Origin of the sequence: Erwinia sp. SLM-02 (assembly GCF_037450285.1) — a bacterium.
GTDB lineage: Bacteria > Pseudomonadota > Gammaproteobacteria > Enterobacterales > Enterobacteriaceae > Erwinia.
This window is the reverse complement of record NZ_JAQISN010000005.1, coordinates 35,885-58,006: the sequence shown is the minus strand read 5'-3', so window position 1 is coordinate 58,006 and position 22,122 is coordinate 35,885. Positions and strand designations below refer to the sequence as shown.

Below are 22,122 nucleotides of genomic sequence, written 5' to 3'. Positions count from 1 at the left end.
TAAGGAACAGGCAATGAGTAACGAAGTGCAGTGGTGGAAAAACGGAACCATCTACCAGATTTACCCAAAAAGTTTTCAGGACACCACCGGCAGCGGCACGGGTGATATCAGCGGCATTATCAACCGGCTGGATTACCTGCAAACCCTGGGCGTGGATGCGCTGTGGCTGACGCCGATTTACCTGTCGCCGCAGGTGGATAACGGCTACGACGTGGCCGATTACTGCGCCATCGACCCGGCCTACGGCACCATGGAACAGTTCGAGCAGCTGACGGCGGAAGCCCATCGCCGCGGCATTCGTATCGTGATGGACATGGTGTTTAACCACACCTCCACGCATCACGAGTGGTTCCTGAAATCGCAGGATCGCGACAGCGAGTTCCGCCCGTTCTACATCTGGCGCGATGCCGCCGAAGACGGTGGGCCGCCCAATAACTGGCGCTCCAAGTTTGGCGGCGGAGCCTGGCAGTGGCACGAGGCGAGCGGGCAGTATTACCTGCATCTGTTTGCCACCGAGCAGGCGGATCTGAACTGGGAACACCCCCCGGTGCGGGAAGCGCTGAAGCAGGTTTGCCGCTTCTGGGCGCAGAAGGGCGTGGACGGCCTGCGGCTGGACGTGGTGAATCTGGTTTCCAAGCAGCAGGACTATCTGCCGGATGAGGTGGGCGACGGTCGCCGTTTTTATACCGACGGGCCGCGTATCCACGACTTCCTGCATGAGTTCAGCCGCGACGTGTTTCAACCGCTGGGCCTGATGACCGTGGGCGAGATGTCCTCCACCCGCCTGGAGGACTGCCGCCGCTACGCCGCCATTGACGGCAGCGAACTGTCGATGACCTTTAACTTCCACCATCTGAAGGTGGACTACCCCAACGGCAATAAGTGGACCGATGCCGCCCCGGATTACGTGCTGCTGAAGCAGATTTTCCGCGAATGGCAGCAGGGGATGCACGGCCACGCCTGGAACGCGCTGTTCTGGTGTAATCACGATCAGCCGCGCATCGTTTCCCGCTTTGGCGACGAGGGCAAGCTGCGCGTCACCTCGGCTAAGATGCTGGCGATGGTGCTGCACGGTATGCAGGGCACGCCGTACATCTATCAGGGCGAAGAAATCGGCATGACCAATCCGGGCTTCACCGATATGCAACAGTATCGCGATGTCGAAAGCCTGAATATGTACGCCGAGCTGAAAAGCACCGGGCGGAGTGACGAAGAGCTGCTGCGTATTCTGGCGCGTAAATCCCGCGACAACAGCCGCACGCCGATGCAGTGGAGCGCCGATCCGCAGGCCGGTTTTACCGCCGGTACGCCGTGGATCCCGGTGGCGCACAACGCCGATAAAATCAACGTTGAGCAGGCGCTGGCGGACCACGATTCGGTGTTTTATCACTATCAGCGGCTGATCCAGCTGCGGAAAAGCGTTTCGCTGCTGACCGAGGGCGACTATCAGGATCTGCTGCCCGACAGTGCTGACCTGTGGTGCTATACCCGATCCGCCGGCGGGAAAACCCTGCGCGTGCTGGCGAATCTCAGCGGCCAGGCGCAGGCGGTAACGCTGGCGGCGTGTCGCGGTGAGGTGCTGCTGCACAACTACGAGGATGCCGCGCTGCCGGGCGTTTTGCGCCCCTATGAGTGCATCTGGCAGCTGGCAGACTGACGAGACCGGCCTTCATTTTCTTTAGCTTCGACTAAGCTTGTTTTTCGTAAGCTGTCTGAAGCGGATATCGTTTCACGCTATCCCTCCGCCTTAACAGCCCGGGTTGATGTTACTCACGGAATTAACGGGTTAAACGGGGCTAAAGAATGAATGGAAAATCTGTTTTGCGCAGTTGGGGGGCGGAATACGTCGCCGCTGGCGTGGTCCGCTTTCGTCTGTGGGCAACGGGCCAGCAGCACGTCACCCTGCGCCTTGCCGGTGCCGATCGGCCGATGGATCCGGTCGGCGACGGCTGGTTTGAGCTTCAGGTTGAGAATGTTGAACCCGGGGCTGAATACCGCTTCGTGCTGAATGACGGGAGCACGGTGCCGGACCCGGCCTCCAGAGCACAACGGGACGGGGTTAACGGACCGTCACGGGTGGTCGACCCGGCGAGTTACCGCTGGCAGCACGCGGAATGGCGCGGCGTGCCGTGGGAAAATGCCGTGGTGTATGAACTGCATATCGGCACCTTCACGCCGGAAGGCACGTTCAGCGCGGCCATGGCAAAGCTGCCCTGGCTTGCCGAGCTGGGCATCACGCTGATCGAGGTGATGCCGGTGGCGCAGTTCGGCGGCGATCGCGGCTGGGGCTATGACGGCGTGTTGTTTTACGCGCCGCACGCTGCCTACGGCACGCCGGATGAATTTAAAGCCTTTATTGATGCCGCCCACGGCTACGGCCTGTCGGTGGTGCTGGATATCGTGCTCAACCACTTTGGCCCGGAAGGCAACTATCTGCCGACGCTGTCGCCGGATTTTTTCGATCCGCAGCGCACCACCCCGTGGGGCAACGGCATCGCCTGTGAGATTGACGCGGTGCGCCGCTATATCGTGGAGGCACCGCTCTACTGGCTGACGGAGTACCGCCTGGACGGGCTGCGATTTGATGCCATCGACCAGATAAAAGACGACTCCGCCCGACACGTGCTGGTGGAAATCGCCGAGCGTATCCGCAGCGACATTACCGACCGCCCGATCCACCTCACCACCGAAGACAGCCGCAATGTGACCTTCCTGCATCCACGGGCGGAAGACGGCTCCGCGCCGCTGTTTACCGCGGAATGGAATGATGATTTTCATAACGCCGCCCACGTTCTTGCGACCGGGGAAACCCAGGCCTACTACCGCGATTTCGCTGAGCGGCCGGAACAATGGCTGGCGCGGGCGCTGGCGGAGGGCTTTGCTTATCAGGGCGAGGTGACCGTTCAGAGCGGCGAGCCGCGCGGGGTCGACAGTACCGGGCAGCCGCCGGCGGCGTTTGTCGACTTTATTCAGAATCACGACCAGGCCGGAAACCGCGCCCAGGGCGAGCGTCTGATATCGCTGGCCGGGGCCGACCGAACCCGCATCCTGCTTGCCACCCTGCTTATGTCGCCGCATATTCCGCTGCTGTTTATGGGGGAAGAGTATGGCGAAACCCGTCCGTTCCTGTTTTTCACCGATTTCCACGGCGAGCTGGCCCGTGCGGTGCGGGAAGGGCGGGCGAAGGAGTTTGACGGCCACGCCGGGTACAGCAGCGAAAGCGTGCCGGACCCTAACGCCGAGGAGACATTCCAGCGTTCGAAGCTCGACTGGGAAAAACGCCACGGGGAAGAGGGCAAGGCCTGGCTGACGCTGGTGCGTCAGCTTCTGCTGCTGCGCCAGCAGTATATCGTGCCGCTGATCGCCGGTGGTGCGCTCGGGGCCGGAGAGATCCTGATGACGGCACCGGGCGTGGTGGCCGTTCGCTGGCGCTTCCCGGCAGGAACGCTGTCGCTGGCGCTGAATCTCAGCGAGAACGCGCTGTCGCTGCCCGAGCTGCCGGGTAAAACCCTGTTTGCCTGGCCTGCTGAAGCCGACCGCCTGGGACATAACGCGATGATCGTCCGGCTTGCAGAGGGGGCCGCGCAATGATCCCACTTTCCACCTACCGCATTCAGTTCCGCAACGGCATGACCTTCGATCGCGCCGTTAAACTCATTCCTTACCTGAAGCACCTCGGCATCAGCCATCTTTACGCCTCGCCGGTGTTTACCGCGACCACCGGCTCCACCCACGGCTACGACATCACCGACTTCAATGAAATTGAACCCTCCATCGGCGGGCGTGAAGGCTTTGAACGGCTGGCCCACGCGCTGAAAGCGGCCGGGCTGGGGCTGATCCTCGATATCGTACCCAACCATATGGCCAGCTCGCTGGAAAACGCCTGGTGGCGAAGCGTCATCAAATATGGCCGGCAGAGTCACTATGCCCGCTATTTTGATATCGACGGCTCGCAGCGCCTGACGCTGCCGTTCCTCGGCGATACCTTCGAGACGGCGCTGGAAAACGGCGAGATTAGCGTACAGGCCGATATGCATAGCGGCGATCCCGCGCTGGTTTATTACGACAGTTATTACCCGCTTAATCCGGATAGCTGGGCGGGTAATCGCGCGGCGGTGCTGGCGCTGACCGATCCCGGGGACATCGCCGAACTGCACGAGCGCCAGTCCTGGCGGCTGATGTCGTGGCGGGATGCGCCCACTGAACTCTCTTACCGCCGCTTCTTTGAGGTGACCGGCCTGGTGGGCGTGCGGGTTGAGGACCACGCGGTGTTTGACGATTGCCACCGGCTGATCCTCGAACTGGTCAGAAGCGGGCTGGTCGACGGCCTGCGGGTGGATCACGTGGACGGCCTGGCCGATCCGAAAAGCTATCTGGAACGGCTGCGCCAGGAGGCGGGGCCGGATTGCTATATCACCGTGGAGAAAATTCTCTCGCAGGATGAACAGCTGCAGCCGGACTGGCCGGTATCCGGCACCACCGGCTATGAGTTTATCGCCGCGCTGTCCGAAGTGCTGGTGGATGATGAGAATATAGACCGTCTGCGCCAGGTCTGGCATGAGTCGGTGGGGAACGAGGTGGATATGCGCGCCGAACTGCGGGAGGCCAGGATCCTGATGGTCGATCGTAATTTTGCCGGCGAGTTTTCCCGCCTGTTCAGGCTGGCAATGGCGATTGCCGAGACGACGCGAGTGGCGCTGGAAAAAGCCAGCGTGCGCGATGCGCTGCGCGAACTGCTGCTGGCCTTTCCCACCTACCGTACCTACGGCACGGCGGCGGGCATGTCCGGGGCGGATATCAGCCTGCTGACCCGCGTGGCGGAGAAGGTCAAAAACCGGCCTGAACCGCCGGAAAACGCGGCGGTGGACTTTGTGGTGTGCATTCTGACCGGCGGGCTTTCCGCCGCGGCCTACGACAATGCCGCCGAGTTCCGCACCCGCTTCCAGCAGCTGACCGGGCCGCTGATGGCGAAATCGGTCGAGGATACGCTGTTCTTCCGCCAGAACATGGGGCTGGCGCTGAATGAAGTCGGTGCCGAGCCGGTTAAACGCGCATTTTCGCTGACGCGCTTCCACAGGGAGATGCATCTCCGCCTGGCGCAGCAGCCCGATGCGCTCTCGGGAACCTCAACGCACGATACCAAGCGCGGAGAGGACGCCCGCGCCCGGCTCTATACGCTGACCGAAGCACCGGATATCTGGCGCGACGGTTTTGCCCGCTGGCGGCAGATGAACCAGACCCACGTGAAGTTTCTTAACGACGGCACCGCGCCCAAAGCCGCCGATACCTGGATGCTCTATCAGGCGCTGGCCGGCGTGTGGCCGGCATCCCGTCAGATCCCCGATGCCGCCGCGCTGGCATCGCTGGAGGCGCGTTTCCTGGGCTTTGTTGAAAAAGCGCTGCGGGAAGCCAAGCTGCGTACCGACTGGGTGGACACCAATGAAGCCTATGAAACGGCGGTACTCGACTATGCCCGCCATTTATTCTCGCCGGAGAACGCCCGCTTCCTGACGGATTTCCATCAGACGCTGCAGCCGTTTATCCGGGGCGGACTGATCAACAGCCTGACGCAGACGGCGATCAAGCTGACCGCGCCCGGCGTGCCGGACATCTACCAGGGCAGCGAGGCGCTCAATTTCAGCCTGGTGGACCCGGACAACCGCCGCGAGCCGGACTTCCACCTGCTGGCACAGCAGCTGGCCGAACCTGAGCCGTTCAGCGCCGATGAGCACTGGCGGAGCGGGCGGGTCAATCAGCACGTCACCGCTGCACTGTTGGGGCTGCGCCAGCGCGCACCGGCGCTGTTCCGACGGGGTGCATATCTGCCGCTTCAGGCCGTCGGTCATCACGCGGATAACGTGATTGCCTTTGCCCGCGCGGACGACCGGGACGCGGCGATCGTTATTGCGCCGCGTCTGGTCTTCAGCGTCTCGGATAAACCGCTGGCCGATGCCGCGGCTGAACTGTGGCAGGAAACGGCCGTGGCGTTACCGACGCGGCTTGCCGGAAAGCGCTACCGCGAACTGTTCAGCGGTAAAGACTATGCCGCCGGAGACAGGCTGGAGCTTTCCACGCTGCCCGGCCGGGCGGTCGTGCTGGTTGCCGTCTGATATGTTGCTGAAACCATGATTCAGGGATTAAGGGAAAACAATGTCCAACGAAAAACGATTTGAAATCAGGGCAGGATACGGTTACGCACTTGGGGCAAATTACGACGGCGAAGGGGTGAATTTCGCAATCTTCTCCGCCCACGCGGAGCGGGTTGAGCTTTGCCTGTATGACGACAGCGGGCAGCATGAAATTGCCCGGCTGACGCTGCCGGAATACACCAATGAGGTCTGGCACGGCTACGTCCCCGGCCTCAGGCCCGGTGCGCTGTACGGCTATCGCGTTCACGGCCCGTACGATCCGGAAAACGGCCACCGCTTCAACCCGCATAAGCTGCTTATCGACCCTTATGCCCGCGAGCTGGCCGGTGATATCGCCTGGAACGACGCCCATTTTGCCTACCAGCTGGGGCATGAAGAGAAGGATTTAAGCTTCGATACCCGCGACAGCGCCCCCTTTACGCCAAAGTGCCGGGTGATCGATATCAATGAGTTTGACTGGCAGGATCACCGACGCCCGTCGGTCCCGTGGCCTAATGCGGTGGTGTATGAAACCCACGTCAAAGGCTTTACCCAGCTGAATCCGGCCATTCCGCCCGAACTGCGCGGTACCTTTGAGGGGATGGGCCATAAAGCCTCGGTTGACTACATCAAGAGCCTGGGCATCACCTCGGTTGAACTGCTGCCGGTACACTGGTTCCCCGACGACCAGCACCTGCTGGATAAGGGGCTGAAAAATTTCTGGGGCTACAATTCGCTTGGCTTCTTCGTGCCCGCCACCCGTTATTACGGCCCCCGGGGCATTCAGGGCTTCCGCGAGATGGTGCGGGCGTATCACGACGCCGGTATCGAAGTGATTCTGGATGTGGTCTACAACCACACGGCGGAGGGTAACGAGCTGGGGCCAACGCTGTCCTTTAAGGGCATTGATAACTTCTCCTACTATCGCACCCTGCCGGACCAGCACCGTTATTACATTAACGATACCGGTACCGGAAACACGGTGAATACCTCGCATCCCCGCGTGCTGCAAATGGTGATGGATTCACTGCGCTACTGGGCGGAAGCGATGCATATTGATGGTTTTCGTTTCGACCTGGGTACCATTCTGGGGCGCGAGCCGGAAGGCTTCGATCAGCGCGGCGGCTTTTTTGACGCGGTTATGCAGGACCCGGTGCTGGCAAAACTCAAGCTGATCGGCGAGCCATGGGATATCGGGCCGGGCGGCTATCAGGTGGGCGGCTTTCCGCCGGGCTGGGGCGAATGGAACGATAAATATCGCGACACGGTGCGCGAGTACTGGAAGGGCGAAAACGTCACCACCGATTTTGCCGCCCGCCTGCTGGGTTCCGGCGATCTGTACGATCTGCGCGGCCGCCGCCCGTCGGCAAGCGTTAACTTTATCACCGCGCACGATGGCTTCACGCTGAACGACCTGGTGTCGTACAACGAGAAGCACAACGAGGCCAACGGCGAAGGAAATAACGACGGCCATAACGATAACCGCTCCTTCAACTACGGCGCGGAAGGCCCGACGGACGACGCGGGGATCAACGCCGTGCGCGAGTGCCAGAAGCGTAATTTCCTCACCACGCTGCTGTTTTCCCACGGTACGCCGATGCTGCTGGCCGGGGATGAATTTGGCCGCAGCCAGCTGGGCAACAATAATGGCTACTGTCAGGACAGCGAGATCTCGTGGATACACTGGGAAAATCTGCCCGAAAGCGCCGGAGCACTGCGTGAGTTTACCCGCCGTCTGATTGCGCTGCGGGCCAGCCAGCCGCTGCTGCGACGTGAGAACTGGCGCGACGGCATGGTGATTAAATGGTTTAACGCCGGCGGCGGCCCGCAGCAGTCGGAACAGTGGGATGAAGGCACGACGATTGGTTTGTACCTGACGCGGCCCGATCTGCAACAGCAGGAAGGGATCTGGCACGATGTGCTGATGCTGTTCAACCCGTTTGAGGGCAGCGTGCCGTTCAGCATTCCGCAAATTGGCGAAGGCGGCTGGGTACTGGAGCTGAACACCGCCGATCCGCAGCAGCAGGGGCAGGTGATTACGCAGGAAGAGGACTTCGAACTGGCGGGGCGCAGCTTTGTGCTGTTCAGAAGACCATGACAGGGCCGGTGACGGTCAGGGGTTAAACGCCGGCAGGGAGGGCGTCAGCAATGGCGAAATCCCCGTCATGAGTTTTTGTGTGGGGATGTGTTAATAACAGGCCGCCGGATGGAAAGCCCGCGGCCCGTGAGTTCTGCCGTGTCGACAGTTAATCCGACTGCTGGAACTCGCTGGCCATCAGCTGCTGGCAGCCCTCGGTTGATTTCACCTGTTTACGCTGTTCCGGCGACAGCGACTGCCAGCTATTGACGACCTCTTCTGCAGTCTCCTGATCGAACTCATCCTTATTCAGCGCCGACGGCGACTCACCGCGCATGCTCAGCTCTTTGATTTTTTGCAGGAAGTAATCGGCGGAGGCATCGGGCTTTTCAACCGCAACGCTGCACAGATAATTGATGTAGGTGGCTTGGGTTTGCTGTTCGTCCGCGGCGCTGGCTGATGCAGCGGCGAAAAGTAAGACGGCGGGGATAAAAATTCTCATAACATCTCCTGCGGTGGCCCGTTTCAGGGGCGTTTACAAGGCTTGCCTGTTTCAGCGGTGACAGCAGTCAGTATGGGACAAAGCGGGTGAAAATGCTGCTGCATTACCCCCGCCAGCGTCAAAATCAGTGCCGGTGCCGGTGCCGGTGCCGGTGCCGGTGCCAGTTCCAGTGCCGGTGCCAGTTCCAGTGCCAGTTCCAGTTCCAGTGCCTGCTTCTGACTCAGTCCTGTTCCGGCGGGGTCCGGGTTTCTTCCGCTTTCTCTTTCTCTTCCTCTTTCTCCGGCTCAGCCGGGGCGGCATGGTTATGCGTCGGTTTCAGCAGCTGGATATCAAGGATCACATAGGTCATGGTGCTGATAAACAGTGAGATCACGCTGCCCATCACGCCGCTGGTGGTGAAGGTGAGGTAATTATAAATAACCAGCCAGGTCAGGCCGATAAACAGCGCCAGCGCGGTGGCAATCGCCGGGCTGGAATAGTCGCTGGCACCTGAGCTGCGGGCGTTAACGGCGGTAAACAGGCTGCCGGAACCCTGTGCTTCCAGCGCGCGGATCGCCCGATCCCAGCTCTCGGTACGGCGGGCGCTGGTTTTACAGTGGAACAGGTACAGAATGGCAATAAAGTAGCCGGAAAAGGCGATCAGCACCGGAATGGCTTCCAGCGCATATTCGATACTTTTATGGCCGTGGCTGGCATTCCCGGCGGAGAGATCCAGCGTCAGCGAAGCGCCCAGCGCGGCATAAAGAAAAACAAACAGCGCCAGGAAAGCGATAGCGTGCTGCCAGAACAGCGTCGATTCGCGGTTTTTCTGCGCGACGGCAGCGATCAGCGCCTGTTGGATCTTCACCGTTCGCCGCTCGTCGTGTTCGCTCCCGGCCGTGTCGTTTTCAAAAAATGCCTGCATAAACTCTGCATCAGCCTGCTCAGTGACCACTTTCATCCCTTGCCTCAATAACAGTTAATTAACGTTCATAGGGTAGCAACGGAAGGCGCAATGTGGAACCCGTACCGATCTCAGTTCATTTCCCCGTAATTAATGTGACTACCCTCGAAGAAAACGATTTTTTCCGGCGGATGAAAACCCCATTTCGCCAGTTAACAAAAGGTTAACATCATGAATTGAATGCGCTTAGCGTCCGTTTCATTCATGAAATGCGCTCAAATTTCACGCATTGCAATTTTTATTGCTGCGATCTTATTATTGGAAAAAATGGTGCGAAGTCCTGTCGGCAGACGGGGCCATTTTAGATAACGTCCGTTGATAATAAACCTTCGTCGTCGGCTAGCGCCGATTAACCTATTAATGTGGAAGGCAATAATGAAAAAAACACTCTTGCTCTGTCTGACCCTTCTCACGCTCAGCCCGGCTGCTTTTGCGGTTCAGGTGGGCGTCAGCATCGCACAAATGGACGATGTCTTCCTGTCCCGTCTGCGGGGATACGTGCTGGACCAAAGTAAAACCTATCCTGATATGAAAGTGCAGTTTGAAGATGCGCAGGGTGCGGTCGATAAGCAGCTGAGCCAGGTACAGAATTTTATCAACGGCAAGGTGGATGTAATTATCGTCAACCCGGTGGATACCCAGGGCACCAAAAATATGAGCGAGGCCGCCAGAAAGGCCAAAATTCCGCTGATCTACCTCAACCGTATGCCGTCGGATTCGAAGATGGGTGACGGGGTCAGCTATATCGGCAGTGATGAAGTCGAGGCCGGCAGGCTGCAAATGGAGTACCTGGCGGAGAAGGTGAAGGACCGTAAAAGCGTCAACGTGGCGATTATGAAAGGGCTGCTGAGCAACGATGCCACCCGCTTCAGAACGCAGGGCGCAAAAGAGGTGATCGCCAGACATCCCAATATGCACGTGACGCTGGAAGATACCGCCAAGTGGATGCGTGAAGACGGCATGAACCTGATGAACAACTGGATCCTCGCCGGTGACAAAATCGACATTCTTTCCGCGAACGCCGATGAAATGGCGATCGGCGCGGCGATGGCGATAAAAAGCAACGGCCTGACTCCCGGTAAGGATATTCTGGTTGGCGGCACCGACGGCGGCCCGAACGGCCTGCAGGCGATTAAAACCGGTCTGCTGACCGTCACCGTGTTCCAGGACGCGAAATCACAGGCCTACGGGGCGGTGGATATGGCCGAGACAGCCGCTAAAGGCGGCAAGGTCGAGGACATTAAATTTATTCCCTTCCAGCAGGTTACTCCTCAGAACTACCAGCAGTTTATGACGAAGTAACAGGGCACCGACTGGATGAAACCCGGCTACGCCTGATTGCCGGGTATCTCTGACCGCGATGGCCGCGGTCAGAGAGGGCGCGTGAATGCTATCGCGCGAATTTGAGGCTTGCCCGATAACCGTGTTGTCCCTAACGGCGGATCACCACCAGCAGCCCGCAAATAACCAGTACCGTTCCCACCATCTGCTCCACTGATATCGGCTCATTGAGCAGCCACCAGCTAAAGAAAATGGTCAGTACCGGGCCCAGCAGGCCAATCAGCACCGCTCTGGCGGCACCGATACGGAAGACGGCGGCGGACTGCCAGAAAATCGGCAGCACCGTTGAGAACATCGCCATCGCCAGACTCCAGCCGTAGACCGGCAGCGGCAGATGGAGCGCCGTCAGACGATGGGTGAGGAGGAAGTGGACCAGCGTGGCCATCGTGGACACTAGCAGCGCCAGCACGGAAAACTTCATCGCGCCGAGGCGACCAATCGCCGCTTCCGAACCGGCGCTGTAGCCGGCATACAGCACCGCACAGCCGAACACCAGCAGGCCGCCGACGATCACCGTACTCATCTCGGCGGAGACGCTGACGTCGTGCATAAAGGCAAACAGGATCCCGGCGTAGGCAAGCGCCATCGCCAGCAGCACTTTTCTTTCAAACTTTTTCCCCAAAAAAGCCACCCCGATAAGGATAGTCAGCATCGGGTAGGTAAACAGAATCAGTCGCTCCAGTCCGGCGGAGATATATTGCAGACCCATAAAGTCCAGCATGCTGGATCCGTAATAGCCCACCACGCCGAGCAGGACAAGCCATCCGTAGTCCTTAGCGGTGAGTGCCGGCCCTTGGCGCAGGATGGGGATTGCCATCAGCAGGATAACCGGTAGCGACATGCTCATCCGCAGCGCCAGCAGGGTGACCGCATCGACGGGTGCAGACTGATAGGCGAGCTTAACGAATATCGCCTTAAACGAAAAACCAAACGCGGCGAGTACGGCAAAAGCGATCCCGGCAATCCGGGATGAGGCAGATAGAGTCATTTGAGCCATTTTTATGTCTGTAACAGGGAAGGCTGTCGGCGGTCCGCATCGCGCCGAAAGGTGGTTAATTTAATGCTGTGGTTTGGTGCCTGTTCGGCCGGATGATTTATTGTTCAGCGGTTTCCTTGAGGTTTAGCGGGGCGTGTGTTTTGCGATAAGAGAGATAATCGCTGACGGTTTCTGATATGTGAAATCGTAATCAGGTATCTGTCTGATATGCGTTTTATATGAATCAGGGAGGGGGCCCGGCCTGAGCGCAGCATTCATGCTGCGCTCTCCTGGCCCAATGCCTTCATCTCAGCGCTGCGGATTATCCGGCAGCCGCCGAGGCCGGGCCCCTCTTACAGTTGGCATCGCTGTTTTGAAAATCGCTTGTTCGTTAATTTTAAGTGCCAGAGCCAGAGCCATTTTTTCAAACAGGCAACGCAAAAGTAAAACGCAGACTGGCCGGGGGACCGAACGGGCAATCCGCAGCGCTGAACGTAGCGAGGAAGCCAGGATTCGGCCACACGGACGTGGCCGAAAGTCACAGCCGCGCAGGACGCGCGTCTGTGGCGGTCCGACCGGCTGACAAGCGAAGTGAGGGCACCGCAAAGCGGCGCGAGGACCCGCCCGAGCGGTCCCCCGGCCAGTCGAAGCATTCACTAAAATCGCAGTCATCACGCCGTACAGGAATCCGCAGTTAACTCAGCCAGCCAATTCAGTCACCAAGTTTGCCGACATCCTACGTCACGCCCTGATAATGACTCATCTTACAGAAATCCCTCATAAAACCCTCTGGCAAAATGTTGAATATCTCACCCTACCGGCGTTAAAGTTCGATATACAAAACCGCACCCTGGCAGGGTTCTGATATCCACAGCCTATCGAGAAAAAATGATTAATTTTCGCATCATCCGCCATATGTGGCTGTTCCTCGCCGTGGCGGAAGAGAAACATTTCGGCCGTGCGGCAAAGAAACTGGGTATGACGCAGCCTCCTTTAACCCAGCAAATTCAGGTGCTGGAACAGTCGCTGAAAGTTAAGCTGTTCGACCGCTCGAAAAGAAACGTGCAGCTGACTCCGGTCGGCCTGGCGATCCTTCCGGCGGTGAAGAAATTTGCGGAGCAGGTGGAGCGGCTTGAGGTGGCGATCAACGAGGCCGTTGCCGGGCACAGCGGGGTGCTGACGATTGGCGCCATCAGCGCCGCAATGCTGGACGTGCTGCCCGGCTATATTCGCCGGATGAAGGCGCTGAACCCGGATATCGTGATTTCCATTAAGGAGATCGACAGCGCTGAGGCAATTCCGGCGCTGCAGAACGGTGAAATTGACCTGGCATTCGCCCGTCTGACCGGCGAGCAGGGGGAAGGGATTGAATCGCTGCCGATATCCAGCGCGGAGCTGGTGGTGACGCTACCGCACGATCACCGGCTGGCCGGGCAGAACCGAATCAGCCTGCGCTCGCTGATGAATGAAGAGTGGGTGATGTTCTATCGCTACCTCAACCCCGGGTATTTTGACAGCATTATCACCGCCTGCCGCAGTGAGGGCTTTTCGCCGCGCATCCTCCATGAGGTTCGCTCCGTTGCCTTACAGATCGCGTTCGTCGGCTGCGGGCAGGGTATTGCGCTGGTTCCTTCCTCGCTGAAACATCTGTCGCTCACCAGCGTGGTGACGCTGCCGCTGGAAGAGCGCATTGAAGTGGTCACCACGGCGGTGGCCTGGTCTTCTGCCCGCCAGAATCCGCTGGTGGAACGGTTTGTGGAACTGGTGAAAGGGGATGCGTAGGGCTTAACAGCGGTATCGATATAAATGCCGCCAATCCCTACGCTTTACGGGATGTAGTACGGTGAACCGCTATAGATGCGCTCGTACTTCACATCTTCCGCTTCGCCGTTATTGACGTTGCCATATTTTTCCTGGTGATGCGTGCAGCAGGAGCCACAGGAGGTACAGATATACCGGCCTTCGTCGCATTTCTCGGTCAGATCGCGGGCGTCGATAATCTCGCTGCATTTATAGCCAATGCAGTGGTTGATGTAGTGGCTGATATCAAATTGCTCGCAGCCATGGCTGGCGCACTTAAATACCGTCAGACGATAGGCCGCCTGGAAGGGTCTGCGGACAAATCCTTTGCTTTCCGGGTCCCACACCGTGGCCTCAACGCGGGAGTATTTCATATTGGGGACCATCAGCAGACCGCAGCTGCGGCAGCAGAGGCGCGCAAACAGCTCCCTGATACGGTTAAACCAGGCCGCCAGTTTAATCGGTAAATCGCGCTTTGACGGCTCGTCCGCGACCATATACTGCATGCCGTAGTGCGCAAGCCAGTCATAAATGGAGAAATCCCCGTAAGGCTTACTGAGATCGGGCAATACCTGAGGTTCCAGGCACTTTTTCGATCGGCAGAGAAACACTTTTGCCTTAGGGCCGTCCTGATTTTTGGGCTGCCAGTGGAAGGCCTCGCAGGAGAGTTTGATATGCCAGTAACGGCTGCGCAAATTTTCACACTGCGGGAAAAGCCTGAAGATAGCGGGATGATCAACGGTGATCCTGCCGGACAATAATCCCTGCCAGATCTCATGCAGAATCACGCTTTGAATGACCATATCGTCGTTGCGCCCAATCAGCGGCAGGAGCTTCCCGAGGATAAAATACTCAGGATCGGCGGACATCAGCGGGCTGGATTCAATGTCATCAACGAAGCTGAAATCCTTTCTGAACATCTTGAGTTTTATCAGATAGGGCAGCGCATAAGCCTTAATTACCGGGTGAGCGAAATAATCGGCTCTTGATGCGAACGCGTGCTGATAGGCGTCGCGCACAAAGGGTTCTACCGCCAGCCTGTCATCGCTGAAGCTGCGCTTAACAAACTGCGCTATTTCACTGCCGCGGTGGTCAATCAGGGTGTCAGCCGGCAGGCAGTTCAGGAAGGCGAGGTAGAGAACGGCGCTCAAAGAGATATGGGTCAGCAGCGTTTTAATCAGTGCGACCTGGGGCACCGCGTGAACGGAACTCTGTACTGCCTCTGATTTTATCCACCCGGCAAACTGCGTGATATGCGCGTCGATAAACGAGCGCGGCATCAGCGTCGGGCAGATCCGTTCTGCAATCAGGCCGTTAAAATCGCGGCTGGCGGCGATGGCATCAAACAGCCCGGCATAGTGCATCCGCTGGTGGAACAACGCCAACAGCGTGCAGGGCGGAATGCCGCTGGCAGCCAGCCGGCTGACCACGTCTTTTCCCCACGCCTGAGTGAAGCACTGAATCACCCTGTCGCGGTACGGCCAGCGGTTGAAATCAATTTCACCCTGGCGGGAAGCGCTGAGGTAGTCGGCCAGCCGATCCGCCGAGTCGGCGGCCTCCAGAAGATGTACGGCAAAGGCGGCGGGTTTGCCGTTTTTGCTGACGCCTTCGTGAAACAGAACCAGCGTTTCTTCTTCGGGCAGTTGGCTGCCGATGATGTCGCTTTTATGAAAAAAAAGCTCTGCTTTGCTCTCGGAGGCCAGAAAGCCGAAATGGTTTTCTCTGTTCGTTTTGGTATTAAAACCGCCGTACCAGATCACGCTACCCAGACACCATTTTTCACTATCCGCAGGGGTTGCGGCCATACTGCTGATTCCTTATTTATGTCGAACGGCCGGGCTCTGCGCTAGCGGCGCTGGGCAACAATATCCAGCTGATACTGCTGCTTAATCAGCGCCTTACGGATGTCCGGTGCCAGGCCGTCATCGGTGATGATCTGGCTGAAGCGGTGCTCAATGGAAATCGGATAAGGGTGTACGCTGCCGAATTTGGACGAGTCGGTCAGCGCAATGGTCCAGGTACCTTTGGCCATTACCGCGTTCACCACGTCGCAGCGCATCATGTTGCGGCCGGTAAAGCCGGTATCGGAATGCCAGCCGTCCACGCCGATAAAGGCCTTGTGGAAGTTGAGCTGCTGGATGCAGTAGCGGGTTAACGGTCCGACCACGGACTCGCTGCTTTTCTGATACTGGCCGCCGAGGATCACCACTTCGCACTGCGAGTCGCGCAGCAGATGGGCGATAAAGTGGCTGACGGTGATAATCGTCAGGTCGCTGCGCGCGGCGAGCGCGCGGGCCAGCAGGGCATTGGTGCTGCCGCCTTCGATAAAGATCGCTTCGCCATCGCCGATCTGTGAGGCGGCAAATTCGGCCAGCCCCTGCTTGATTTTGTAGCGGGTCTGCATGCGGGAATTGACGTCATCGCTGTCGGGCGCCACGGCGGAGCCATGAACGCGCTTCAGGAAATTATCGCGTTCCAGCGCGTTGAGATCCTGGCGGATAGTGACTTCGGAAACGCCGGTCAGCTGCGCCAGCTCGCTGACGCTGACGCTGCCTCTTTCATTCACCAGCTGGATGATCTGTTCGTGTCTGCTGTTCATTCAGGCTTTGATAAGGCTGGAATAATTCGCCCCAGTCTAACAGATATTCTTCACGGCATACCACGTCTGTGCCAGGTGGCCTGCGTGCGGCTGGCCCAAAACTTCAGGCCAGCCGTTTTGTCACTTATTCCAACCCGAGGCTACGCTTACCGATGTCATTCAAATCCGCAGTAGTAAAGCGCTGCTGCCAGTCGCGTTCGTAGTCTTCCCGCGGGAAATCGCCCGGCGACGTTCCTTGATCCAGCGCCTGCGCCACTTTGTGTGCGTAGGCCAGATTCTTCTCACAGAGCGGTGCGGCGGGGATATACATCACGTTGCCCCAGCCCTGCTGTTCGGTTACCGGGGCCACCGAGTGGATCACATCGCAGTGCCACCAGACCGAATCGCCCGCCTGCAGCGACGGGATCGAGCTGAGTCCCTCAATCAAATCAGGGTGCCACTGTGGTGATACCGGCAGAACCTTGCCCGGCGCCACGCCGCACAGTTCATCTTCCGGGACGTCGTTCAGCAGCGGCCGCAGCAGCACATAGGCCATCGCTTCCGGCACCGGCACCACGTGCAGCAGCCCCTGTCCCTGCTGCATATCCGACAGCGCGGTCCAGCCCTGGAAGGTGCGGAAGGCGGAGCACTTGGTGGTGTTATCAACATCATATTCATGCACCTCGGTGCGGTGCGCCGCATCCCACGGATCGTACTCGGCGAACTGATTGTTGAATATTTTGCTGAATACCTGCTGGTAGGCCGGCAGCAGCCAGCGTTCCAGCGCGCCGGAGTCGGTGTGCGCACCCAGGCCTTTTGAGGTGGTTCCCGGCAGGCGGCGACGGATGCGGTCCGGATAGATAATGCTGACGTCCGGGTTAAACCAGCTCACCCCTTCGGTTTCAAACTTCCACAGGCGGTTGAGGAACGACTGCGTTTCGGCCATTGCCTCACTTTGCCGCGCTTCCATCTGTGCGGTGGACCAGTAAATCGGGTAAATCTCCGGTCTGGATGCCTCAAGGCTGCCGAAGAACGTATCCCCCGGCCCACGATACTGCGCGTCGAAATCGTTGCGGTCGAGGTAGTCGAGCATTGAGGTGTCCCAGGCCAGGGCTTTATCGCGCGGGAAAGTTTGCTTCACCACCACGCAGCCGCGCCGTTTGATCGCCGCAATCTGCTCCGCCGTGATGCGTTTTTCGCTGATGTCACTCCAGTTAATCACCGGCCAGGCGGTGCCGTTCGCGGCCTCTTCTGCCTTCGCCCGGGCGATTTCAGTCGTAATCTTGTGCTTAACCTGGGCAAAAAGCCCTTCAACGTCACCAATCTGCTGGCGAAGCTGCTTTTTCATCAGCCGGATAAGGGCCTTGTGGTCTTCAGGTAGGGTGGTCGAGGTGAAATCGCTCATCGTGACAGCTCCGCTTCAGGTGTGTTAGGCTTCGAATGAAGGTTTTATTATCTTCGTTCGTAATTATGTCGGAGATGCTAACAAAATTGCAACAAGCCGGAAGTGAGCCGGATCACGGATCGTTAATGCCCGGACGGCGGGAAGATCCGTATCGCTCAGATCGATAGCGAAACGTGGGGGAGTTAAAATGAGTATGTTGAGAGACAGCGCGCACTATTTCCGCGACTACTTCAGACTGTCCGAAGGCGACAGCGGCCGCATCTGGCAGGGTTTCAGCGTGGAGGCACGCTACGGCTATCTGGCCGCGCTGCTACAGTGGCAGGCGGATGAAGCCGATGAAAACGGCTGTAACGGCGAGGAACAAAACGGGCAGCGGCATGGAGAATAATGGCGGCAGGAAGCGCACAAAATAAGCAGATACTGTTTGCCCGGGGATAAACAGTACCTGAAGCCTGAAGCCTGAAGCCTGAAGCCTGAAGCCTGAAGCCCGATCGCCGGGAAGCAGAGGGTTTCAGGCTTTAGAACCGCAGGACTTGCGGATAATCAGTTCGGGCTTCAGCAGTGTGTGGGTAAAGGGCGCGGTCGGATCCTTTAACCGGTTCAGCAGAATCTGACTGGCCAGTTCGCCAACTTTATGGCTCTGCAGGGCAACGGTGGTCAGCGGCGGGTTGGTGAACGCGGTATTAGCTACGCCATCGCTGCCGACCACGGCAATATCCTTGCCGGCGGTCAAACCCTGTTCACCGATTTCGCTTAGTACCCCGGTGGCGATCAGATCGTTATAACACACCACTGCCGTTGGGCGTTCGTTAAGCTGGAGCAGCTGTTTCATCGCTTCTTTACCACCCGCCATGCTGATTCTACTTTCTACAATCCACGACGAATTAATAGTAAATCCGTTGTTCAGCAGGCAGTGCTCGTAGCCGTCCTGGCGGACAACGCTGACGGAATTGGTGCGGTTACGGCCAATGAAGGCAATTTTTTTATGGCCGAGATCGATCAGGTGCTGGGTGGCCAGCTTAATGCCTTCGTAGTTATCACAGCCGATAAAATCAGAGTCTTCACCCTCTAACGGGCGCATCACGGTGACGAAGGGCAGCTTCCAGCTTTTCAGCGTTCGGATCAGGCCGGGCGGCGTGCTCAGTGCAGGGCACAGTATCAGCCCGGCGGCTTTTTGCTCACGCATCGAATTAAGTACCTGTTCCTGAAGCGGAATATCTTCCCCGGTATGGGAGAGCAGGGTGATAAAGCCCGATTCCAGCAGGCGGCGCTCGGCACCGATCAGCAGCTCAACAAAGAAAGAGTTGGTGAGGTCATTAACCACCATCGCCACAACGTTGCTGGTTCCCTGCCGCAGGCTGGCCGCACTGCGGTTATAGACATAACCGATGCTTTCCGCCGCCAGCTTCACCTTTGCGGCTGTCTCCGGCTTCACCAGTTCGCTGTTGTTAAGCACAAGTGAGACAGTAGATTTGGACACGCCAGCAGCACGGGCAATATCCATGATTGTCACTTTACCGTCACCCGTAGGAAGTCTCACTTTGTAACCTCTGGAAAAAATTTCCCTAAGAGTAATCGCGGTACTGGTCAAAATCCACCTTTCCCCCTGCGGTATCACCAATTAATGCATTGCAAGTGAAGATACTTACAAGAAGTTTGCGACGAAGATCATATTTTAGATCTTATCTGTTATGACGGATTGACTCTTTCTAATGCCATCTATAGTGTTTTGGAACGTTCCAAAAGAAATTGGAACGATCCAATTTTGAATTTTTATGGTTTTTAAATGAAAGGGCAAAGCGCGCCAGAAACGCTGGCTTGATCTCAATAATAAACCGTATGGAACAATAGGTGGGTTGTTATGTTTCTGTTTTACATAATTAATTTTGTTTTTTACCAACAAGGTTTGGCGCTTATTGATGAACGTGATGAGTAGGGGATGCTTCTGATTGGACAGGAAAATTCATGTTTTATCGATTTTAATCAAACAATAAGTGAACACGATGAAAAAACTACTCACTGCTGACGAAGCCGCTGCGCTGGTCGGCGATAACGCTTCGGTCACCGTCAGTTCGGCCAGCGGCCTGAACTGCCCGGATGCGGTGCTGGCTGCGCTGGGCAAGCGTTACAGAAATGAAGGGAAACCGGTCAATCTCACCATGATCCACCCGATTGCCGCGGGGGATATGTACGGTATTCCGGGGATTGAGCATCTTGCCCAGGCCGGACTGTTGAAAAAAGTGATCGCAGGTTCGCTGCCCAGCGGCCCGTCATCCTTACCGATGCCGGAAATCTGGCGGATGATTATCGACAACGAAATCGCCGGCTACAACGTGCCCAGCGGCGTGCTGTTCGATCTGCATAAGGACGCGGCGGCAAAACGTCCCGGCGTTCTGACCAAAGTGGGTCTGGATACCTTCGTTGACCCGGATCGTCAGGGCTGCGCGATGAACGAACTTGCCGCCGCGGAACCGCTGGTCAGCAAAGTTGATTTTTCCGGCCAAACCTGGCTGCACTTCCATCCGCTGGTGCCGGATGTGGCAATTATTCGTGCCACCACCGCTGACGAGCGTGGCAACCTGTCCTTTGAACATGAAGGCGGTGTGCTTGGCGTGGTGGAACAGGCGCTGGCAGTGAGAAACAATGGCGGCACGGTGATTGCCCAGGTCAAGCGCCTGACCAAAGCCGGCACGCTGAAACCGCATCACGTCCATGTGCCCTGCAACCTGGTGGACCATGTCGTTGTGGCCCCGGACCAGATGCAAACCACCATGATTGCCTACGATCCGGCGATCAGCGGCGAAATATTCCACCCGGAAAGCAGTTTTGAGGTACCTGAGTGGGGTACGGAAAAACTGATTGCCCGCCGCGCAGCCATGCAGCTGAAAAAAGGCATGACCGTTAACCTCGGCTTCGGTATTTCCGCCAACGTTCCGCGGATTCTGCTGGAAGAAGGCATGAACGGAGAAGTCACCTGGGTGATTGAGCAGGGGGCGGTGGGCGGTATGCCGCTGCTGGGCTTTGCCTTTGGCTGTGCGGCCAACGCTGACGCGATCGTCCCGGCATCCACCCAGTTCACCTATTTCCAGGGCGGCGGTTTTGATATGGCGATGCTGTCGTTCCTGCAGATTGACCGCTTCGGCAACGTGAACGTGTCGAAACTCCCTGGCAAACCTTACCTGACCGCCGGCTGCGGCGGCTTTGTCGACATTACCACCCATGCGAAAAAACTGGTGTTTTCCGGATTCTTTAAAGCCGGCGCCAGCCAGCGGATTGAGGGTGGGGAACTGGTCATCGATCGGGAAGGCAAAATGCGCAAGCTGGTTAACGATGTCGATCATGTGACGTTCAGCGGCCGGATGGCGCTGGAACGCGGACAGGACGTTATCTATGTCACCGAGCGCTGCGTGATGCAACTGACTAAAGACGGGCTGATGGTCACGGAAATCGCGCCAGGCATGGATTTGACCCGGGACGTGCTCGAGCAGGCCGACTTCCCGCTGCGGGTAGCTCAGAACCTGAAGATTATGGATCCTCGTATGTTTTACGACGCGGTAATGGGACTGGAACTACCGGAGGTGACCCATGGCTGAAAATATGGGCAGCGTCACGCTGGAGACGCGCGGCACGATTGCCATTGTTACGCTGAATCGCCCTGAAAAGCTCAACGCGCTGACGCCCTTTATGCTCAGCGAGCTGGCGCGCATTGCGGATGAAATTGATGACCACCCGGTGCTGCGCGCCGTGGTACTGACCGCAGTTGGCGACCGTGCCTTTTGCGTGGGTGCGGATATCAAGGTTTGGTCTTCGCTGGCGGCGCTGGATATGTGGCGCAGCTGGGTGCGTAAAGGCCATCGGGTTTTTGACCGCTGGGCCACGCTCAGAGTGCCGGTGATTGCGGCGATCAACGGTCACGCCTTCGGCGGTGGACTGGAGCTGCTGGCTACCAGCGATATTCGCGTTACCGACCCGGCGGCCACGTTCGCCCTACCGGAGGCGGGAATAGCCACCTGCCCGGGATGGTCGGGTACCCAGCGTCTGGTGCAGCTGATCGGACCAGGGCAGGTGAAATATATGGCGCTGACCGGCATCCGCATCAACGCCGACCGTGCGTATGAGACGGGCCTGGTTCAGGAAATCAGCGAACCGGGCAAGGCGCTGGAAACGGCTATCGCGCTGGCGGAAAAAATCAGCGAGCAGGCACCGGTTTCCGTACAGCTGACCCGACAGATTATTGATGCAGGCACAGGAACGGATACGGCGATGGCGCTGGAATCCATTGCCGGTGCGCTGGCAGCAACCACACGCGATGCGAAAGAAGGACTGGCGAGTTTTTCTGAGCGGCGTAAAGCAGAATACCTGGGAGAATAAG

At 58.0% G+C, this 22,122-nt stretch carries 16 protein-coding genes; 9 read left to right on the top strand and 7 right to left on the bottom strand.

The window, feature by feature from the left end; all coding sequences use genetic code 11:
- The first annotated feature begins 13 nt into the window (after nucleotides 1-13).
- The 4 genes from treC (at nucleotide 14) to glgX (ending at nucleotide 8,226) form a co-directional block, all read left to right on the top strand.
- Entirely contained in the window at nucleotides 14-1,657 is a 1,644-nt protein-coding gene (treC, locus tag PGH32_RS21400; protein WP_337895066.1) for an alpha,alpha-phosphotrehalase, read from the top strand.
- A gap of 146 nt (nucleotides 1,658-1,803) precedes the next feature.
- The gene (treZ, locus tag PGH32_RS21395; RefSeq protein ID WP_337895065.1) at nucleotides 1,804-3,591 is read left to right on the top strand and encodes a malto-oligosyltrehalose trehalohydrolase; all 1,788 of its coding nucleotides are present in this window, start codon (nucleotides 1,804-1,806) and stop codon (nucleotides 3,589-3,591) included.
- Complete coding sequence (gene treY / locus PGH32_RS21390; RefSeq protein WP_337895064.1) at nucleotides 3,588-6,110, top strand: malto-oligosyltrehalose synthase; 2,523 nt, start codon at nucleotides 3,588-3,590, stop codon at nucleotides 6,108-6,110. The genes treZ and treY overlap by 4 nt, the downstream gene beginning before the upstream one ends.
- Before the next feature lie 40 nt (nucleotides 6,111-6,150).
- Nucleotides 6,151-8,226 (top strand): glycogen debranching protein GlgX, encoded by a 2,076-nt coding sequence (glgX, locus tag PGH32_RS21385; RefSeq protein ID WP_337895063.1) that lies wholly within the window; start codon nucleotides 6,151-6,153, stop codon nucleotides 8,224-8,226.
- Between the two features lie 148 nt (nucleotides 8,227-8,374).
- On the opposite strand, the gene PGH32_RS21380 is transcribed toward glgX, so the two are convergent.
- Both PGH32_RS21380 and PGH32_RS21375 read right to left on the bottom strand, forming a co-directional pair.
- Nucleotides 8,375-8,707 (bottom strand): hypothetical protein, encoded by a 333-nt coding sequence (locus PGH32_RS21380; protein ID WP_337895062.1) that lies wholly within the window; start codon nucleotides 8,705-8,707, stop codon nucleotides 8,375-8,377.
- A gap of 220 nt (nucleotides 8,708-8,927) precedes the next feature.
- A complete protein-coding gene (locus PGH32_RS21375; protein ID WP_443112817.1) occupies nucleotides 8,928-9,647 on the bottom strand; it encodes a RipA family octameric membrane protein in 720 nt (239 codons plus the stop codon).
- A gap of 378 nt (nucleotides 9,648-10,025) precedes the next feature.
- On the opposite strand from PGH32_RS21375, the gene PGH32_RS21370 reads away from it, so the two are divergent.
- Nucleotides 10,026-10,952: a substrate-binding domain-containing protein gene (locus PGH32_RS21370; protein WP_337895061.1), complete on the top strand. Its 927-nt coding sequence runs from the start codon at nucleotides 10,026-10,028 to the stop codon at nucleotides 10,950-10,952.
- Between the two features lie 130 nt (nucleotides 10,953-11,082).
- Here the strand turns inward: PGH32_RS21370 and PGH32_RS21365 are convergent, their stop codons facing one another.
- Nucleotides 11,083-11,979 carry a DMT family transporter gene (locus PGH32_RS21365; RefSeq protein WP_314419361.1) on the bottom strand — a complete coding sequence of 299 codons (897 nt, stop codon included), beginning with the start codon at nucleotides 11,977-11,979 and terminating at the stop codon, nucleotides 11,083-11,085.
- Between the two features lie 876 nt (nucleotides 11,980-12,855).
- Between PGH32_RS21365 and PGH32_RS21360 the strand changes: the two genes are divergently transcribed.
- Complete coding sequence (locus PGH32_RS21360; protein ID WP_337895060.1) at nucleotides 12,856-13,749, top strand: LysR family transcriptional regulator; 894 nt, start codon at nucleotides 12,856-12,858, stop codon at nucleotides 13,747-13,749.
- A 44-nt stretch (nucleotides 13,750-13,793) separates the two neighbouring features.
- Here the strand turns inward: PGH32_RS21360 and PGH32_RS21355 are convergent, their stop codons facing one another.
- The 3 genes from PGH32_RS21355 to PGH32_RS21345 all read right to left on the bottom strand — a co-directional run bounded on the left by PGH32_RS21355 (nucleotide 13,794) and on the right by PGH32_RS21345 (nucleotide 17,750).
- On the bottom strand, nucleotides 13,794-15,572 hold the full coding sequence (locus PGH32_RS21355; RefSeq protein ID WP_337895059.1) for a cold-shock protein: 1,779 nt from the start codon (nucleotides 15,570-15,572) through the stop codon (nucleotides 13,794-13,796).
- Between the two features lie 41 nt (nucleotides 15,573-15,613).
- Nucleotides 15,614-16,366, bottom strand: a complete 753-nt coding sequence (locus tag PGH32_RS21350) for a DeoR family transcriptional regulator (RefSeq protein ID WP_314419357.1) — start codon at nucleotides 16,364-16,366, stop codon at nucleotides 15,614-15,616.
- 124 nt (nucleotides 16,367-16,490) lie between these two features.
- Nucleotides 16,491-17,750 (bottom strand): DUF1479 domain-containing protein, encoded by a 1,260-nt coding sequence (locus PGH32_RS21345; protein WP_337895058.1) that lies wholly within the window; start codon nucleotides 17,748-17,750, stop codon nucleotides 16,491-16,493.
- A gap of 187 nt (nucleotides 17,751-17,937) precedes the next feature.
- On the opposite strand from PGH32_RS21345, the gene PGH32_RS21340 reads away from it, so the two are divergent.
- The gene (locus PGH32_RS21340) at nucleotides 17,938-18,138 is read left to right on the top strand and encodes a hypothetical protein (protein WP_337895057.1); all 201 of its coding nucleotides are present in this window, start codon (nucleotides 17,938-17,940) and stop codon (nucleotides 18,136-18,138) included.
- 123 nt (nucleotides 18,139-18,261) lie between these two features.
- Here the strand turns inward: PGH32_RS21340 and PGH32_RS21335 are convergent, their stop codons facing one another.
- Nucleotides 18,262-19,290, bottom strand: coding sequence for a LacI family DNA-binding transcriptional regulator (locus tag PGH32_RS21335; protein WP_314419351.1), 1,029 nt, complete (start codon nucleotides 19,288-19,290; stop codon nucleotides 18,262-18,264).
- Between the two features lie 463 nt (nucleotides 19,291-19,753).
- Between PGH32_RS21335 and PGH32_RS21330 the strand changes: the two genes are divergently transcribed.
- Together PGH32_RS21330 and PGH32_RS21325 are read left to right on the top strand one after the other, a co-directional pair.
- Nucleotides 19,754-21,343, top strand: coding sequence for an acyl CoA:acetate/3-ketoacid CoA transferase (locus tag PGH32_RS21330; RefSeq protein WP_337895056.1), 1,590 nt, complete (start codon nucleotides 19,754-19,756; stop codon nucleotides 21,341-21,343).
- A complete protein-coding gene (locus PGH32_RS21325; protein ID WP_337895055.1) occupies nucleotides 21,336-22,121 on the top strand; it encodes an enoyl-CoA hydratase/isomerase family protein in 786 nt (261 codons plus the stop codon). The genes PGH32_RS21330 and PGH32_RS21325 overlap by 8 nt, the downstream gene beginning before the upstream one ends.
- Nucleotide 22,122: the final 1 nt, after the last annotated feature.

Excerpts from the sequence above, each read along its gene's own strand:
- treC (WP_337895066.1), top strand. The coding sequence starts at position 14 with ATGAGTAACGAAGTGCAGTGGTGGAAAAACGGAACCATCTACCAGATT.
- treZ (WP_337895065.1), top strand. The coding sequence starts at position 1,804 with ATGAATGGAAAATCTGTTTTGCGCAGTTGGGGGGCGGAATACGTCGCC.
- treY (WP_337895064.1), top strand. The coding sequence starts at position 3,588 with ATGATCCCACTTTCCACCTACCGCATTCAGTTCCGCAACGGCATGACC.
- glgX (WP_337895063.1), top strand. The coding sequence starts at position 6,151 with ATGTCCAACGAAAAACGATTTGAAATCAGGGCAGGATACGGTTACGCA.
- PGH32_RS21380 (WP_337895062.1), bottom strand. The coding sequence starts at position 8,707 with ATGAGAATTTTTATCCCCGCCGTCTTACTTTTCGCCGCTGCATCAGCC.
- PGH32_RS21375 (WP_443112817.1), bottom strand. The coding sequence starts at position 9,647 with ATGAAAGTGGTCACTGAGCAGGCTGATGCAGAGTTTATGCAGGCATTT.
- PGH32_RS21370 (WP_337895061.1), top strand. The coding sequence starts at position 10,026 with ATGAAAAAAACACTCTTGCTCTGTCTGACCCTTCTCACGCTCAGCCCG.
- PGH32_RS21365 (WP_314419361.1), bottom strand. The coding sequence starts at position 11,979 with ATGACTCTATCTGCCTCATCCCGGATTGCCGGGATCGCTTTTGCCGTA.
- PGH32_RS21360 (WP_337895060.1), top strand. The coding sequence starts at position 12,856 with ATGATTAATTTTCGCATCATCCGCCATATGTGGCTGTTCCTCGCCGTG.
- PGH32_RS21355 (WP_337895059.1), bottom strand. The coding sequence starts at position 15,572 with ATGGCCGCAACCCCTGCGGATAGTGAAAAATGGTGTCTGGGTAGCGTG.
- PGH32_RS21350 (WP_314419357.1), bottom strand. The coding sequence starts at position 16,366 with ATGAACAGCAGACACGAACAGATCATCCAGCTGGTGAATGAAAGAGGC.
- PGH32_RS21345 (WP_337895058.1), bottom strand. The coding sequence starts at position 17,750 with ATGAGCGATTTCACCTCGACCACCCTACCTGAAGACCACAAGGCCCTT.
- PGH32_RS21340 (WP_337895057.1), top strand. The coding sequence starts at position 17,938 with ATGAGTATGTTGAGAGACAGCGCGCACTATTTCCGCGACTACTTCAGA.
- PGH32_RS21330 (WP_337895056.1), top strand. The coding sequence starts at position 19,754 with ATGAAAAAACTACTCACTGCTGACGAAGCCGCTGCGCTGGTCGGCGAT.
- PGH32_RS21325 (WP_337895055.1), top strand. The coding sequence starts at position 21,336 with ATGGCTGAAAATATGGGCAGCGTCACGCTGGAGACGCGCGGCACGATT.